Genomic DNA, 14233 nt, shown 5'->3' with positions numbered 1-14233 from the left:
TTGATCAAAGCCTCAGGTCTAGACCGCCATCATGGCCGGTCTGATAAGCGGGCGGAGCGGTTTCCTCGGGGTTTTCAGGCGAATCCGCCGCAACGGATTCGCTCGCATGCGACTTATCAAAATCGCGCGGGTTCTCTCCGCTCATGCCGAGGTCAAAGGACAGATCGCCGTAGCCGAGCTTTTGAAACTCGGCCGCCAAAACCGAGATGTGCCGCCGCATCAGTTCAAGGGTCTCGGGGCGTTCGGCGGTTATCATCAGGTGGAGACCATCCTCTCGCCCGCCCAACGAGATCGACACGCGCCCAAGTTCTTCGGGGTTCAGGGCGATTTCATAGTCGCCTGCGCCGGGCTTTGCGGTAATGGTTGCCGCCAGCTGCCCGGCAATAGATCGCGCGATTTCAGCTCGCGGTGCGATAGCACCTGACGTTTGCGGAATGTCACGCCCGGTCGAAGGCAGACCACCCTCTCTGGCTTCACCCATCAATTCGAACGGTGCTTCGGGCGGTGGGTCCGTTTGGTCAGCTGCGGGTTTTGCAACGGCCATGTTCAACTGGGATGCAACCGCGTTTGCGAGCACTGATTGCTGCCGCGTTTTTGGCGCACCTGTCCGTTCACGTGACACTGATCCGGACTCAGAAGCCGCGCTGCGTATGTCGGCGACCTGATCGGCCGGGGCCTTTTCTTGCAAACCGCGCTCAGCCGTGCGCAAGACGACGGCGTGTTGAACGGTATCAGCTGCGTGCGCCTTTGGACTTTGTTGCAGATCAGCGCGCGGCTGGCGGACGGTCGCGCGCCGATCGGGGACGAAGTCTTGCCGGGTCGATGGCGCAGACCGTTCTTCGGCCTCAACAGGACCCACCATTTGCACAGTAGGATTGGCAGAAGGCGGCTCATTCTCAGTTCCTACAGACTCCGCCGGGATTGGCGGCGCGGTGAATGGCGCAATCGGGATGTCCTGGCTCTCTTTCGTCTCAGACGCCGCGGTTTCGATTTCGACCGTTTCGTCGGGCACGTCCACAGCCGTTTCCAAAGGCTCCTCACTTGGCGTTTGGTGATCTGCCTCAGGCCCCGCTGCGATCATGTTCAGGATATCCAGAAATCCGGTTTCGCTGCTTTCGCCATTTGTATCCGCGCGTGCAGATCCGGGCGCAGCGCCGGTCTGCGATACCATAAGTGCGCCAGTCAGCGGGTTGGGCATTTCTTACTCCGACTCCGTTTGTTCCCCTGAAACCTGCCCTGAGGAAGTTACGTTTTTTTTAACTGCTTTCCGGTTTGATCGAGAAAGTTCGAAGCAAATTTCAGAGAACCCGATGAAGATTCTACCCGGCGCGCCTTTGGCGCAGAAACCAGACGTTCCGCCCGCGTTGCAATCGGCTGCGATCGAGTTGGAGGCAACTTTTCTGGCTCAGATGCTCAAGTCCGCTGGGCTTGGAAAGACCAGCCAGTCGTTTGGTGGCGGCGCGGGCGAGGACCAGTTCGGTTCATTCCTGGTTCAGCAACAGGCGCGGCAACTGGCGCTATCCGGCGGCGTCGGGCTGTCTGAGATCCTGATAACAGCAATGATGGAGAAAACGGATGCCGAATGATCTTATCAAGGCGCTGGAAGAGGTGCTGGATCTTGAGCGGTCCGCGCTTGTCGAGGGCAATCTAGATCAACTGGACACCATGCTGCCCGAAAAGGAAAAGCTGATCGGGGCACTTAATGAATTGCAGGTCATCGACAGCGCGCAGCTGGTCGCTTTGCAAAAGAAACTGACGCGGAACCAGGAACTTCTGAACAGCGCCGCCGAAGGGATTCGCGCAGTCGCCAACCGCATGTCCGAGCTGCGACGGGTCAGGCAGGAATTCAGCACCTATGATGCCGCCGGCCAACGCAGCGGATACCCGATGCGCGGCGCGGCCAAGTTGGAACGGCGCGCCTGAGGTCCGGTTTGATTCAAATCCAAGGTTTTAGGGCTTCGCATCTTAGCACTCCGTTAGGGGATGAAGGGCAAAGGTGGCCCTGCACCTGATCAAGCAGGTGGCGCGCAACCCGAAGGGTAAGGCGCACAGGTCAGAACGACAGAATGCCTGCCAATTCGGTGGGGTGAACATGGGCGCCAAACGCGTCCGCATGAAAGAAGGATGACAAACATGTCCAGCATTCTGACGAATAACGGTGCAATGGTTGCATTGCAGACGCTCAAATCGGTCAACAAGAACCTTGCGCAGACCCAGAACGCGATTTCGACCGGTAAGGACGTTGCCACCGCCAAGGACAATTCCGCCGTCTGGGCGATCTCGAAGGTCATGGAATCGGACGTCAAAGGCTTCAACGCGATCAAGGACAGCCTGGCCTTGGGTGAATCGACGGTTGCCGTGGCCCGGAACGCTTCGGAAACAGTGACCGACTTGCTGAACCAGATGAAGGAAAAGATCGTCGCGGCGCAGGAAGACAACGTTGATCGGGCAAAGATCAATGACGATGTCACCGCGTTGCGCGATCAGATCGAATCGGTTGTTGGTGCTGCGCAGTTCAACGGCCTCAATCTGGTAAGCGGGGGCGCCGGCGCAAGCATTCTGTCCTCGTTGGACCGTGACAATACCGGCGCGGTTACCGCTTCTTCCATTTCGGTTTCCAGCCAGGATTTGTCGATCGGTGGTTACACGGCAAAAGGTGTTCTTGCCGGTTCCGATGGCGCGACAACTGACAACGATGTTGCGGGCTTCACCATGGACCGGACAGCTGGCACCGGGGACATTCTCATCGACAGCTCGACCGACAACTTTGAGGTTGGTGACCGGGTTTCGATCAGAGTTGGCGATCAGGAAGTGTCTTATACGATCCAAGACAGTGATCTCGATCCGTCGGGGACCTATGACGAGAACTACACGGACGCGCTGGTCGCTGTTGGCCTGAAGAACCAGATCGATGCGCTTGGCATCACCGGCCTGGCTGTTGACTATGACTCGTCAAGCGCTCCCAACACCCTGTCTTTTGCAACTGGTGCAGCGGCAGCCGGCGCTGATGCGGATCAGGATATCTCTGTCTCCGCCCAGTTCACAAATGCCGGTTCGGGCGGTCTGGGGGCGCTCAGTTCAATTGATGTTTCAACGGATGCCGGTGCGGCCGCCGCGCTGGGAACCATCGAAACACTGATCGACACCTCGATCGACGCCGCGGCTGCGTTCGGTTCGGCGCAGGGTCGGATCGAGACGCAGAAAGAGTTCATCTCGAATCTCACCGACTCGTTCAAATCCGGGATCGGTTCGCTGGTCGACGCCGACATGGAAGAGACCTCGGCGCGGTTGCAGGCGCTACAGGTCCAGCAACAGCTGGCCACCCAGTCGCTGTCGATTGCGAACCAGGCGCCGCAATCCATCCTGTCACTGTTCCGGTAATCTCGGCACCAAATCGAGGCGCGGCTTTCGCGCCCCGATCTTGACAGACAACTGATGGACGCTTGGAAGGACTTTTTGTGACACCTCAAATCTATGCTCAACGCGCTTACGCCCAGACCGCAGCTCCAACGCGAACGCCGCGCGACACCGAGTACGAAGCGATCTCGAAAATCACACATAAACTCAAGGCCGCCGCGGCCCGCAAAGCAACTGATTTTGGCGGATTTGTGCATGCGTTGCATGAAAACCGGCGTTTGTGGAACGTGTTGGCCAGCGGGGTTTCGGATGCCGACAATGCGCTGCCGAACGATCTGCGCGCCCGAATTTTCTATCTTGCCGAGTTCACCGAGCAACACAGCAGTCAGGTTCTGAGCAACAATGCCGTTGTCGAACCGCTACTGGAAATCAACATGGCGGTGCTCCGGGGCCTGCGGCAGATGCGAGGTGCGTGATGAGCGGGCTGGTTCTGAAACTTGCACCAAGAGAGCGGGTGCTGATCAACGGCGTTGTCATCGAAAACGGCGATCGCCGCAGCCGCTTTTCCATCATGACGCCGCAAGCCAACGTGCTTCGGTTGCGCGATGCGATCCACCCCGATGAGGTCAACACGCCAGTGCGCCGGGTCTGCTATGCCGCTCAGCTTGTGTTGTCCGGGGACACTGAACCCGATCAGGCGCGCCAGCAATTGTTGCGCCGGGTCGAGGAGTTGAGTCAGGTTTTCACCGACTCAGACAGCCGACGTGTCTTGACCGAAGCGACCGAGGCATTGGTGTCCGAGCAGTACTATAAGTGCCTCAAGTCATTGCGCTCGCTTCTGCCGCGCGAAGAACGGCTTATGGCATATCACCAATGACCTTTCAGCCGGTCGTCCCCGCTGGTGGTCTGGTTGGTTGGCGTTTTCTGCAACGAACCTATGACGCGCAACTTCAAAGCTACTCAGACACTGGTGTCAACGCGCGGGACAGGACCTATTTTCTTGATAATATCGGCAATGTGCAGACCGCCGAAGATCTGGTGTCTGACCGGCGGTTGTTGCAGGTGGCACTGGGCGCGTTTGGTCTTCAGGATGACCTGAACAATAGGTACTTCATTCAGAAAATCCTGTCTGACGGAACCAGCGCCGAGGATGCGTTGGCCAACCGCCTAGCCGACAGCCGATATCGCGAGTTCTCGGACGCTTTCGGACTGGGGCCCGGCGCGGTCCGCAAGACCGGCCTGATCACCAATATGGAAAAAATTGCCGATGACAGTTTGGTTGCCCGGTTCGAAGTGGCGGTCGGCCAGTCGGACGAGGCGATGCGCCTCGCGCTTTATTCACAACATGCCCTGTCTGATCTGGCGTCGCTTGACGGTACCTCGGATCGAAAATGGTTTGACCTGATGGGGAAACCTCCCCTGCGCAAGATGATGGAAACAGCGCTTGGGTTGCCTTCGTCCTTTGCGCAGCTCGATCTTGATCGGCAGCTGGGTCAGTTCAAAGAACGTCTGGCCCGGCTTACCGGTTCAGACGATCTGGCCCAATTCACCGAACCCGAGGCGGTCAGCAAGCTGACCGACACCTATTTGGCCCGCAATCAGATCGCGCAGTTCCAAGCGACATTCTCGCCCGCCCAAACCGCGTTGATCTTATTGGGCGGCTAACGCGCTGGAAATGGTCGACGCTGTTCGAGTGCCGTATCAACGATGAATGTTTTCTGATGCGCAAACTCGTAGGGCCTCGCGTCGACTCAGCGTCGCCGCCGGGTCATGCGGCTGCGTCGTCCATCGTGGTTTGCAATGCATAGGCCGCGATCGGCTGCGACACGTTGTGCAATTCAACCTCTCCCAACGGAATGGCGTGAACGCAGGCCGGTTGGATATCCTGTGAGACAACAATGCTATGGTCTGTGGTCTTGCTGTACTCCCCCAGCCTTGCTGCGACATTGGCAGCCTGACCGATAACCGTAAAATCCAGGCGTTCTTGCGAACCGACATTGCCATAGGTCACGCGTCCATAGGCGAGGCCGATGGAACAGTCGCACTGATCCGTTTGATCCTCCAGCCGCGCCTCGGCAAGTCGGTTGACGATTTCGATGGCACTGCGCTGGGCATTGTGGCGGGCTGCGGCCGGATCCTCTTCGGCGGGAAACACGGCCAGCACAGCGTCGCCGATGAATTTCAGCACCTCACCATCGTTTTGATGCACGATGCCGGATACGGTTTCAAAAAAGCTGTTCAGCAGATTGATATAGGCGCTTCGCCCCATCGTCTCTTCCAGGCTGGTCGAGTTGCGCAGATCGCAGAACATGATCGCGGCATCGATGTCATCGCCATCGCCGCGGCGGATTTCGCCGCCCAGAACCCGTGCACCGGTGCGTTTTCCGACGTAGGTTTCCAGCAAGACCTGCGCATTTTCCCGTTGCATGAACACTTCATAAAACCGCGCGATGACGGTCGAGCATTCGAACACCAGTCCGAGGTTTTCGGTGGTGAACCCATTGGGGTGATCGCAGGTCAGAGTCAGGACATTGATACGCCCGTCCGAAAAAGGCAGGGGCATGGCGACATAGTCGGTGCCGCCCTGCGCACGCAGATCTTCCATGATGGGAAAGCTGTTGTGGGGATGGTCGTCGTCAAGCCGTTGACGGACCCCACCCAACCCGTTCGAAACATGCCGCAGCGGGCTGTTGATAAAGGCAGGGTGGTCGTGGATTTCATAGGTCGGGATGTTGGTCGATATCTCGGCCACGTCTTTTTCCCAGATATGGTGCTTGCCCGCGATCAACGGGTGCAGCGACCAGACCAGAACGCTGAGGCGCTGAATCGCAATGCCATGCTCTAGCATCTTTTCAGCTAGCGCCTTGGTAAACGCTTCGGCTGTTTTTGCTTCGGACGCGCCACGCATCAGCCAGTCGATCAGCGGCCCGCTGATATTGCCATTCTCGGGATCGCGCAGTTTGTTGTCACCCAGATCGATATGGGTGACCGCATTCGGCATGAAGCCGATATGCCCCTGAATCGCAGAGCTTTCCGGCAGTGCGTCTTCGTAAGCCCAGATCGAGTTTTCCAACCGCTCACCCGGCAGGCTTATGTCGTGATAGGTGGCCGTGCCTTTGAAAGGGCAAAACGTCTGCAACTCGGTCTCGGGGCTGAGTTCAACGCAAAGATCGGCGCGCGGGATATAGATCGCGGGCGGCAAGCGTGTTTCATACATCACTTTGGCATTGTGGCTTTCCGCCAGCAGAATATCGCCGCGATAGATCGCAACGCGACCTTGCAGCTGTTCGACAGAAATCCCGTAGCCATTGAGTGTTGGCGTGGCGTGGACGTTCATCATCAGCCTCCCTTGCTCGGGCCTTAATAGGATGGGTGCTTTTGATGATTATTCCAAGGGGCGGCACGCAGAATTTAACGGGCTAGACCATCTGAATTACGTCTTTTTCAATCGAAAGCATATAGCCGCGCTTGGCGATATTCTTGACCAGCAATTCGCTGACCATCTGATTGCCCAAAGCATCGCGCAGGCGTTTGATGCGTGTGGCGCCTGCGGCTTCGTCGCAATCGGCGGCATCGCGCCCCGAGATCATCGCCTCGATCTGGGCACCCGAGAGAACCTCGTCATCCAGCCGGGATTCGGCCAGCACCGACAGGGTCTCCATCGCAGCGGGGGTCAGGCGGAAATCCATATTGTTCAGATAGACGGTGTTTTCTTCGCGGCTGATCAACAGCGAGGTCACCTGTATCCCGGTACGCTCGATCTGCGCCATGCGCCGGTTCAGCAGAACCAGCATCACCAGAAACACCAGAGCGGTGACCAGCATGGCGCTGGCAAAGACCAGCAGCACGAAAATCACCATTCGATAGCTGGACAACGTGTCGGCAAAGGCGGTTCCGGACTGGGCCAGGATCTCCAACAGGCGGATTTCAGCCTGCGAGGTCAGGTCGCTTTCGACGAACAAACGTTCGACCCGCGCATTGAACGCATTGGCATCCGGCAGCGTCCAGAACAGAAAGATGGCGGCAGTGATCAGAATCATAACGATCGCTGCGATACCTGCGCCTACCAGCCGGACGCCCGATCGGCGCGCCTCAGAAACGGAGATAGAATTTTCCGGCATTGGCCTTCCTCTGATCCAACCCTTCCGGCCCGAAAACGGACATAACGTTCAACAATGTCCAACCGGACGATTTCAAACGTTTGGCAACTTCTTTCTTGGCCTTCCCTTTGTCGCACGCAGACACTTCCATGATGCCATAGTGCAGGCGCAGCGGATTGTCCTGCTTGGCTTTGTAATCCGCGTAGCAATCTGCCGCCGCAGCCGCAGACCCAAGCGATATCAGGGCCGCAACGGCCAGAGAAGAGAGGATCGGTTTCATAAGCTGCATCCTGCGCACGGGTCAGACCGATATTCAATAACCACAAGGGGTTTTAACGCGCGTTATCCGATAACAGCCAGCCGTTATTGCTTGTCTGCAAGCCTCGGTCGCAGGGTTGGTGCATGAAAACACGCGGCCCGTCTCTGGTCGCCAGAACACCTGAAAGGACATGCATCATGCATCGGAAATTCATTGCTCTGATCGTTGCCACGGCTGTGGCCATCACCGGGATTTCAGCCTCGAAAGCGCGGGCGGCGGATGCGGGCGACATACTAGGCGGTCTGGCCGCCATCGCCATCGTCGGGGCCGCGATTCACCACTATTCCAAGCAAGAACGTAAGGAGCGCACCCAAACGGTGACCCGTGCGCCGCGCTACGAATATGAAAAGCCCAAAACGCACAAGCACAAGAAGGCGAAGAAGAAACACTATAAGCCACGTCCGTTACCGGACAGGGTCGCGCGTTACGACCTGCCGCAACGTTGCCTGCGCACGTTCAAGTCCTATTCCAAATCGCGTCCTTTGCTTGGACCAAACTGCCTGAACAAGCACTATAAGCATGCCTACAGGTTGCCGAACCAGTGCAAGGTTGGATTCTGGAACGGGAAAAAGGTAAAACGCGCCTACGAACCCGCCTGCCTGCGCCAACACGGTTATCGCGTCGTCTACTGATTGCGAATATCGAGCAGGAGCGGCGCCATCAGAAGCGTCGCGCCGGAGGGGGTGGCGAGGGCCACCCCCTCTTTGCTCTTGCGGTTTTGGGCGAAACGCGCTTTGCCGAATGTCATGACAAAACCGAGCTTTGAATTGGAGCAAGCGCTGCTTGCGCGCGGACATGTTCGCATTGCCGGAGTGGATGAGGTCGGACGCGGTCCGTTGGCCGGACCTGTCGTTGCAGCGGCCGTGATCCTGAACCCCGACGACATTCCCGATGGGCTGAATGATTCCAAGAAATTGACGGCCAAGCGTCGAACTGCGCTGGATACGGCACTGCGGGACCGGGCAGAAGTCGCCCTGGCCGAGGCATCAGTGGCAGAGATTGATAAGTTGAACATCCTGCGGGCCTCGCATCTGGCGATGGAACGCGCAGTGGCCGCGTTGAACCCGGCACCTGACTTTCTGCTGATCGATGGCAACCTGATTCCGAAGGGCCTGACGATCCCGTCACAGGCAATTGTGAAGGGGGATGGGCGTTCCGTGTCGATCGCGGCGGCATCGATCATCGCAAAAAACTGGCGCGATCAGATGATGGTGGATTTGGCGCAACAGCATCCGGGCTACGGATGGGAGTCGAATGCAGGCTATCCGACAAAAATGCATCGCGAGGCGCTGCGAAATCTCGGTGTGACCCCACACCATAGACGTTCCTTTAAACCGGTCCACAATATCTTGTATCAAGAGTAAATCGTAAGTCACTGATTCAAAAAAAGAATTTGACGGCGATTCGTCTTTGACTCATCCTAGTCTCAACCAAATGAGCGCAAAAGCGCCGTGGAACTGAGGCAGTGATATGACCACAATCAAGACAAAGGGCGCAGTCGCGCTCCCTTTAAACACGATTCTATCCGGGGACTGTATCGAGGCGATGAACAGTCTGCCCGAGGCGTCGGTTGATCTGATTTTTGCGGACCCCCCTTACAATCTGCAACTGAAAGGTCAGTTGCACCGGCCCGACAATTCTCAGGTGGATGCGGTCGATGATCACTGGGACCAGTTCTCCAGTTTTAGCGCTTACGATCAGTTCACGCGCGAATGGCTGAAGGCGGCCCATCGTCTGCTGAAACCCAACGGTGCGATTTGGGTGATCGGGTCTTATCATAACATTTTCCGTGTGGGGTCGGCCTTGCAGGACGCGGGATACTGGATTCTGAACGACGTTGTCTGGCGCAAGTCGAATCCGATGCCGAATTTCCGGGGCAAGCGGTTTACCAATGCGCATGAGACGATGATCTGGGCCTCCAAGCGTGAGGGCGCGAAATACACGTTCAACTACGAAGCGCTCAAAGCGTTGAACGAAGGTGTGCAGATGCGCAGCGACTGGGTGCTGCCGATCTGTACCGGGCATGAGCGCCTAAAGGATGAAAACGGTGATAAGGCGCATCCGACGCAAAAACCGGAATCGCTGTTGCATCGGGTTCTGATCGGCTCGACCAATCCCGGCGATGTGGTGTTGGACCCGTTCTTTGGCACAGGCACGACGGGCGCGGTTGCCAAGATGCTGGGCCGCGAATTCATCGGCATCGAACGCGAGGAAAGTTACCGCAAGGTGGCCGAGAAACGCATCGCCAAGGTCCGCAAGTTCGACCGCGAGGCGCTGGAGGTCAGCGCCAGCAAGCGCGCCGAGCCGCGCGTGCCATTTGGCCAACTGGTCGAACGCGGCATGCTGCGACCGGGCGAAGAGCTGTATTCCATGAACCAGCGCCACAAGGCCAAAGTGCGTGCCGACGGTACGCTGGTGGGTGACAACGTCAAAGGCTCGATCCATCAGGTGGGCGCGCATCTTGAAAACGCGCCGTCCTGTAACGGCTGGACCTACTGGTGTTTCAAGCGTGACGGCAAAACCGTGCCGATTGATGTGCTGCGTCAGCAGATCAGGGCTGAAATGCATAACTGAATACCGCCGGTGCCTGTGGCCTGACACAAGGCACTAAGCCTTGCCCCGCCGTGTTCGGCGGGGCCTTTTGTTTTTGTGTCAGAGGTGGTTGCATGGGGCAGCCCCTGACAACCCTTGTTGGAGACCAAGGCAATGACCGACGCCAGCGCCAGCCCGTCCCGTATCGACAGAATGTTCCTGACACAGCCGGATAATTTTGATCTGGACAACAAATACACCGAGGCCGCGTTAGAGAAACACAAGCGCGAAGGGCTGGAACTTGCCGTGCGCGCCCGTTGGATTGCGATGGCGCTGACGGCTATCTTGCTGATCTATCTAAACCCCCATTGGGAAGTCCTTTGGTATCATTTCATCCTGTTGCTGATTTGCGCAAACGGCTGGTTGATCCGCCGCGCCGGCCGCGTCGGGCAATCGCGGCTCGAATTGCTTTTGATCTTTGTCGATCTGCTGATCATGACGCTGGGCATGATTGTTCCCAACCCGTTCAGCGACGATGTGCGACCTTTGGCGATGCAGTACCGCTTTGATAACTTTCAGTATTTCTTCATCATTCTGGCCGCCGGTACCTTGGCTTATTCCTGGCGTACCGTTATTGCGCTGGGAACATGGACCGCCGGAATGTGGACCATCGGTTGGGTCGTGGCATGGTGGATATCAACACCGATACCGGGCCTCAGCGAGCGTGTGGCCGAGGCGCTTCAGGGCTACCCGGATGTGGCTGAAATGCTGGATCCCAACAGCTTTATGGTGCCAGAGCGCGTACAGCAGGTAATTGTTTTTATTATGGTCGCCGTGACCTTGGGCGTGTCCATGCAGCGGTTGAACCGTCTGTTGATGAGCAATGCCGGTCTTGAACGCGAGCGGGCAAATCTGTCGCGCTACTTTTCGCCCAATGTGGTCGAAGAGCTAAGCCAGAATGACGAGCCGCTCAAGCAGGTGCGCAAAGAGAACATCGCAGTTCTTTTCATCGACATTGTCGGGTTTACCCGGTTTGCGGCCGGACGCGACCCCTATGAGGTCATCGAGGCATTGCGCGGGTTTCATGCCCGTATGGAAACCGAGGTGTTCCGCCACAACGGCACATTGGACAAGTATCTGGGCGACGGGCTGATGGCCACATTCGGAACGCCGGTTCCAACGGAGCTTGATGCAAGCAACGCATTGGCTTGCGCAAGGGCGATGGTGGAGGTGATCGATCGCTGGAATCTGGACCGACGCCGGGCCGGAGACCCCGAGATACAGGTGGGTATCGGCGTACATTACGGCCCGGTTGTTCTGGGGGATATCGGCGCAAACCGGTTGGAATTCGCGGTTATTGGCGATGCCGTGAACGTGGCCGCCAAGCTGGAGGCGACGACGCGTGATCTGGGCGCCCGAATTGTCATCAGCGATGCGGTACGGGAACAGGCCCGGAAAGAAGCCTTGCCCTTAAAACAAGAATTGTCGGGCTTTGAGCAGCGCGCGGGTCAAACCGTTCGTGGCGTCGAGACCCCGATGGACATCTGGGTGCTGTAGGCGAGGCACTCCCGCCTGGCGATTGTGCATCAAAGATGCACGCCGCCAGTTGGGCCGAGCAGCGCGCTGGTGTGCGCTGCGGTTACGCCCGCGGCAAAGGGTTTTGGGCTTTGTTATAGGGTTGCCAGTTTGTGACCTCGGGGTAATACCGGCGACGCCATGCGCGCACCCTCGGGTTCATCACGCGACGCCAGAGCGGCGGGATCATGGCGGCGACCGTCATGACCGGATAGCCATAGGGCAGTTGCGGCGCGGCGTCTTCGCTATGGTGTTGCAGCAGCGGAAAGCGGCGGTTCGGCTTGTAGTGGTGATCCGAATGGCGTTGCAGGTTGATCAGCAACCAGTTCGAGGCTTTCTGCGACGCGTTCCATGAATGGCGTGGGCGGACATGTTCGTATTTGCCGTCCCCCAGGTATTTGCGCGTCAGGCCGTAATGTTCGACATAGTTGACCAGCTCCAGCTGCCAGATCGCGGTTCCGGCCTGTACCAGAAACAGGGCCAGCCCGGCCCAGCCTCCGACCAGAAGCGCCAGCAGCAGCATCGCCGCTTGCAATGCCCAATAGCGCCAGAACGGGTTTGAGGGGTCTGTCCACGGCAAACCCTTGCGGGCCAGCTTGTCACGCTCGGCGCGGAAGGCCGATAGCAAGCTTTGGCGCAGGACACGCGGGTAGAACTGATGGAATCCCTCGTTATAGCGCGCTGTTACAGGGTCACGCGGCGTGCCGACATGGCGATGGTGGACCAGAAGATGTTCCGAGCGGAAATGCGAATACAGCACCATCGCCAGCAGGATATCGGCCAGCCATCGCTCACCCCGGCCTTTCTGGTGCATGAGCTCGTGGCTGTAGTTGATCCCGATCGTGCCCGAGATGACCCCCATTCCGAAGAAAATCCCGATCTTTTCCAGCGAAGACAGAGCATCCGAACGTGTCACATACCAGATCAGGCCATAAAGCGTGGCGAACTGAAGCGGCGCCCAGACGTTGGTCAGCAAGATGTGCCAACGCAGCATTGTGTCAGGAGTCTCGGGATCGGCGTTTTCAAGGTCCAACCCGACAAAGTGATCGAGCACCGCATAGGCCCACCAGGTGGAGAGGGGCACCAGAAGGATCCACCAACCACCATGGGTTGCAGATACCCAGATCAGTGGGATCAAAAGCACCGATGCCCAGAACGGCAAGGCGGTTTGCCAGCGGGCCAGTGTCTCTGACGTGATCATCCTGATGCTCCGGTCCTTTGGGGACATATTTCGTCCTGTTGGATAGGACGATGCGCTATTGCCCGCGCCACAGGTCATGGGCCTTGCGCATCACCGTGGGCAAATCATTTGGCCGAAAGTCGTGTTTGTCCAGAACGATCAGTCCCGACGGAGTTGTTCCGCGAGGTAAAGAGGCGGTCCAGACACGCAGAACCAGGTGGAAATGGGTGAAGGTATGGCGCACCTCACCGCTCAGCGCGGTCCAGTCCGCTGCAAACGGGGCCGCTGTCTCGGGCGCGTCGGACCAGTCCGAACCGGGCCAGCCCAGCATGCCCCCCAGCAGGCCTTTGTCTGGTCTGCGCTCCAGCAGCATCGCCCCGTCGTCGCGGCGGGCAATGTAGATGTGGCCATAGCGGGTGGGTTTCGGCTTTTTGGGTGTTTTCTTTGGCAGATCCGCCTGCGTGCCCCGTGTCCGGGCTTGGCAGGGCGTGCGCACCGGGCAGATACCGCAGGCGGGCGATTTCGGCGAACAGATCGTGGCGCCCAGGTCCATCACCGCCTGCGCGTAATCTCCGGGCCGGGTGGTTGGGGTCAAAGCCGCGGCTTTAACTTTGAGGATCGGCTTGGAGCCCGGCAAAGGGTCGTGAATGTCATATAGCCGGGCCATGACCCGTTCGACATTCCCATCCAACACGGTTTCGGGGCGATCAAAGGCGATGGCGGCAATGGCAGCGGCGGTATAGGGACCGATCCCCGGCAGTTTCAGCAGGGCATCGTATGTATCGGGGAATTTTCCACCGTGTTCCGTGGCCACAACCCGCGCGCATTTCAGCAGGTTGCGAGCACGGGCATAGTAGCCCAACCCGGCCCATTCCCCCATGACCTGATCGTCAGGTGCGTTGGCGAGTGCGATCACATCCGGCCAGCGTGCCGTGAAGCGCTGGAAATAATCGCGCACCGCCGCAACGGTTGTTTGCTGCAACATGACCTCGGACAGCCACACGCGATAGGGGTCGGGGATGACACCTGCCGCCCGCTCGGCCGGGCCGATGCGCCATGGCATTTCACGCGCGTGGCTGTCGTACCAGTCCAGCAACGCGGCGCTCAGGTCAAATTCTGCTGTGTCACGCAAGTTTTATCTATCTTCCTGTCGGGTTTCGCTGGCGCCCG

General features: G+C 58.2%; 17 protein-coding genes. 10 read left to right on the top strand and 7 right to left on the bottom strand.

Annotated features, from left to right (window positions below):
* Positions 1-4: 4 nt before the first annotated feature.
* Entirely contained in the window at positions 5-1198 is a 1194-nt protein-coding gene (locus ACR0JA_RS19440) for a flagellar hook-length control protein FliK (protein ID WP_480578623.1), read from the bottom strand.
* Positions 1199-1310: 112 nt separating this feature from the next.
* Here ACR0JA_RS19440 and ACR0JA_RS19435 point away from each other — a divergent pair, with 112 nt between their 5' ends.
* The 6 genes from ACR0JA_RS19435 to ACR0JA_RS19410 all read left to right on the top strand — a co-directional run bounded on the left by ACR0JA_RS19435 (position 1311) and on the right by ACR0JA_RS19410 (position 5022).
* A complete protein-coding gene (locus ACR0JA_RS19435; protein ID WP_480578621.1) occupies positions 1311-1586 on the top strand; it encodes a rod-binding protein in 276 nt (91 codons plus the stop codon).
* Entirely contained in the window at positions 1576-1923 is a 348-nt protein-coding gene (locus ACR0JA_RS19430; protein WP_480578619.1) for a flagellar biosynthesis protein FlgN, read from the top strand. The genes ACR0JA_RS19435 and ACR0JA_RS19430 overlap by 11 nt, the downstream gene beginning before the upstream one ends.
* Before the next feature lie 210 nt (positions 1924-2133).
* Positions 2134-3381, top strand: coding sequence for a flagellin N-terminal helical domain-containing protein (locus ACR0JA_RS19425; protein ID WP_480578617.1), 1248 nt, complete (start codon positions 2134-2136; stop codon positions 3379-3381).
* Positions 3382-3458: 77 nt separating this feature from the next.
* Entirely contained in the window at positions 3459-3833 is a 375-nt protein-coding gene (flaF, locus tag ACR0JA_RS19420; RefSeq protein WP_480578615.1) for a flagellar biosynthesis regulator FlaF, read from the top strand.
* A complete protein-coding gene (gene flbT, locus ACR0JA_RS19415) occupies positions 3833-4234 on the top strand; it encodes a flagellar biosynthesis repressor FlbT (RefSeq protein WP_480578614.1) in 402 nt (133 codons plus the stop codon). The genes flaF and flbT overlap by 1 nt, the downstream gene beginning before the upstream one ends.
* Complete coding sequence (locus ACR0JA_RS19410) at positions 4231-5022, top strand: DUF1217 domain-containing protein (RefSeq protein WP_480578612.1); 792 nt, start codon at positions 4231-4233, stop codon at positions 5020-5022. The genes flbT and ACR0JA_RS19410 overlap by 4 nt, the downstream gene beginning before the upstream one ends.
* Positions 5023-5125: 103 nt before the next feature.
* On the opposite strand, the gene ACR0JA_RS19405 is transcribed toward ACR0JA_RS19410, so the two are convergent.
* From ACR0JA_RS19405 to ACR0JA_RS19395, 3 genes are all read right to left on the bottom strand, one after another.
* Positions 5126-6694: a DUF427 domain-containing protein gene (locus ACR0JA_RS19405; protein ID WP_480578610.1), complete on the bottom strand. Its 1569-nt coding sequence runs from the start codon at positions 6692-6694 to the stop codon at positions 5126-5128.
* 82 nt (positions 6695-6776) lie between these two features.
* The gene (locus ACR0JA_RS19400; RefSeq protein WP_480578607.1) at positions 6777-7478 is read right to left on the bottom strand and encodes a winged helix-turn-helix domain-containing protein; all 702 of its coding nucleotides are present in this window, start codon (positions 7476-7478) and stop codon (positions 6777-6779) included.
* Complete coding sequence (locus ACR0JA_RS19395) at positions 7450-7737, bottom strand: hypothetical protein (protein WP_480578605.1); 288 nt, start codon at positions 7735-7737, stop codon at positions 7450-7452. The genes ACR0JA_RS19400 and ACR0JA_RS19395 overlap by 29 nt, the downstream gene beginning before the upstream one ends.
* Before the next feature lie 176 nt (positions 7738-7913).
* Between ACR0JA_RS19395 and ACR0JA_RS19390 the strand changes: the two genes are divergently transcribed.
* Positions 7914-8408, top strand: coding sequence for a hypothetical protein (locus ACR0JA_RS19390; RefSeq protein ID WP_480578603.1), 495 nt, complete (start codon positions 7914-7916; stop codon positions 8406-8408).
* On the opposite strand, the gene ACR0JA_RS19385 is transcribed toward ACR0JA_RS19390, so the two are convergent.
* Complete coding sequence (locus tag ACR0JA_RS19385) at positions 8402-8524, bottom strand: hypothetical protein (RefSeq protein ID WP_480578601.1); 123 nt, start codon at positions 8522-8524, stop codon at positions 8402-8404. The genes ACR0JA_RS19390 and ACR0JA_RS19385 overlap by 7 nt on opposite strands.
* Here ACR0JA_RS19385 and ACR0JA_RS19380 point away from each other — a divergent pair.
* The 3 genes from ACR0JA_RS19380 (at position 8523) to ACR0JA_RS19370 (ending at position 11865) form a co-directional block, all read left to right on the top strand.
* Positions 8523-9140: a ribonuclease HII gene (locus ACR0JA_RS19380; protein WP_480578599.1), complete on the top strand. Its 618-nt coding sequence runs from the start codon at positions 8523-8525 to the stop codon at positions 9138-9140. The genes ACR0JA_RS19385 and ACR0JA_RS19380 overlap by 2 nt on opposite strands.
* 106 nt (positions 9141-9246) lie before the next feature.
* Positions 9247-10350: a DNA methyltransferase gene (locus ACR0JA_RS19375; RefSeq protein WP_480578597.1), complete on the top strand. Its 1104-nt coding sequence runs from the start codon at positions 9247-9249 to the stop codon at positions 10348-10350.
* 132 nt (positions 10351-10482) lie between these two features.
* The gene (locus tag ACR0JA_RS19370) at positions 10483-11865 is read left to right on the top strand and encodes an adenylate/guanylate cyclase domain-containing protein (RefSeq protein ID WP_480578595.1); all 1383 of its coding nucleotides are present in this window, start codon (positions 10483-10485) and stop codon (positions 11863-11865) included.
* 82 nt (positions 11866-11947) lie between these two features.
* On the opposite strand, the gene ACR0JA_RS19365 is transcribed toward ACR0JA_RS19370, so the two are convergent.
* A complete protein-coding gene (locus ACR0JA_RS19365; RefSeq protein WP_480578593.1) occupies positions 11948-13084 on the bottom strand; it encodes an alkane 1-monooxygenase in 1137 nt (378 codons plus the stop codon).
* A 55-nt stretch (positions 13085-13139) separates the two neighbouring features.
* Positions 13140-14195, bottom strand: coding sequence for an A/G-specific adenine glycosylase (gene mutY, locus ACR0JA_RS19360; protein ID WP_480578591.1), 1056 nt, complete (start codon positions 14193-14195; stop codon positions 13140-13142).
* Positions 14196-14233 lie beyond the last annotated feature (38 nt).

This window comes from Ruegeria sp. AM4 (assembly GCF_056540665.1).
This window is presented reverse-complemented; position numbering and strand designations above follow the sequence as displayed.

What these genes read in the sequence shown, in the direction of transcription:
- ACR0JA_RS19440 (WP_480578623.1), bottom strand. Translation starts at nt 1,198, where the DNA reads ATGCCCAACCCGCTGACTGGCGCACTTATGGTATCGCAGACCGGCGCT.
- ACR0JA_RS19435 (WP_480578621.1), top strand. Translation starts at nt 1,311, where the DNA reads ATGAAGATTCTACCCGGCGCGCCTTTGGCGCAGAAACCAGACGTTCCG.
- ACR0JA_RS19430 (WP_480578619.1), top strand. Translation starts at nt 1,576, where the DNA reads ATGCCGAATGATCTTATCAAGGCGCTGGAAGAGGTGCTGGATCTTGAG.
- ACR0JA_RS19425 (WP_480578617.1), top strand. Translation starts at nt 2,134, where the DNA reads ATGTCCAGCATTCTGACGAATAACGGTGCAATGGTTGCATTGCAGACG.
- flbT (WP_480578614.1), top strand. Translation starts at nt 3,833, where the DNA reads ATGAGCGGGCTGGTTCTGAAACTTGCACCAAGAGAGCGGGTGCTGATC.
- ACR0JA_RS19410 (WP_480578612.1), top strand. Translation starts at nt 4,231, where the DNA reads ATGACCTTTCAGCCGGTCGTCCCCGCTGGTGGTCTGGTTGGTTGGCGT.
- ACR0JA_RS19405 (WP_480578610.1), bottom strand. Translation starts at nt 6,694, where the DNA reads ATGAACGTCCACGCCACGCCAACACTCAATGGCTACGGGATTTCTGTC.
- ACR0JA_RS19400 (WP_480578607.1), bottom strand. Translation starts at nt 7,478, where the DNA reads ATGCCGGAAAATTCTATCTCCGTTTCTGAGGCGCGCCGATCGGGCGTC.
- ACR0JA_RS19395 (WP_480578605.1), bottom strand. Translation starts at nt 7,737, where the DNA reads ATGAAACCGATCCTCTCTTCTCTGGCCGTTGCGGCCCTGATATCGCTT.
- ACR0JA_RS19390 (WP_480578603.1), top strand. Translation starts at nt 7,914, where the DNA reads ATGCATCGGAAATTCATTGCTCTGATCGTTGCCACGGCTGTGGCCATC.
- ACR0JA_RS19380 (WP_480578599.1), top strand. Translation starts at nt 8,523, where the DNA reads ATGACAAAACCGAGCTTTGAATTGGAGCAAGCGCTGCTTGCGCGCGGA.
- ACR0JA_RS19385 (WP_480578601.1), bottom strand. Translation starts at nt 8,524, where the DNA reads ATGACATTCGGCAAAGCGCGTTTCGCCCAAAACCGCAAGAGCAAAGAG.
- ACR0JA_RS19375 (WP_480578597.1), top strand. Translation starts at nt 9,247, where the DNA reads ATGACCACAATCAAGACAAAGGGCGCAGTCGCGCTCCCTTTAAACACG.
- ACR0JA_RS19370 (WP_480578595.1), top strand. Translation starts at nt 10,483, where the DNA reads ATGACCGACGCCAGCGCCAGCCCGTCCCGTATCGACAGAATGTTCCTG.
- ACR0JA_RS19365 (WP_480578593.1), bottom strand. Translation starts at nt 13,084, where the DNA reads ATGATCACGTCAGAGACACTGGCCCGCTGGCAAACCGCCTTGCCGTTC.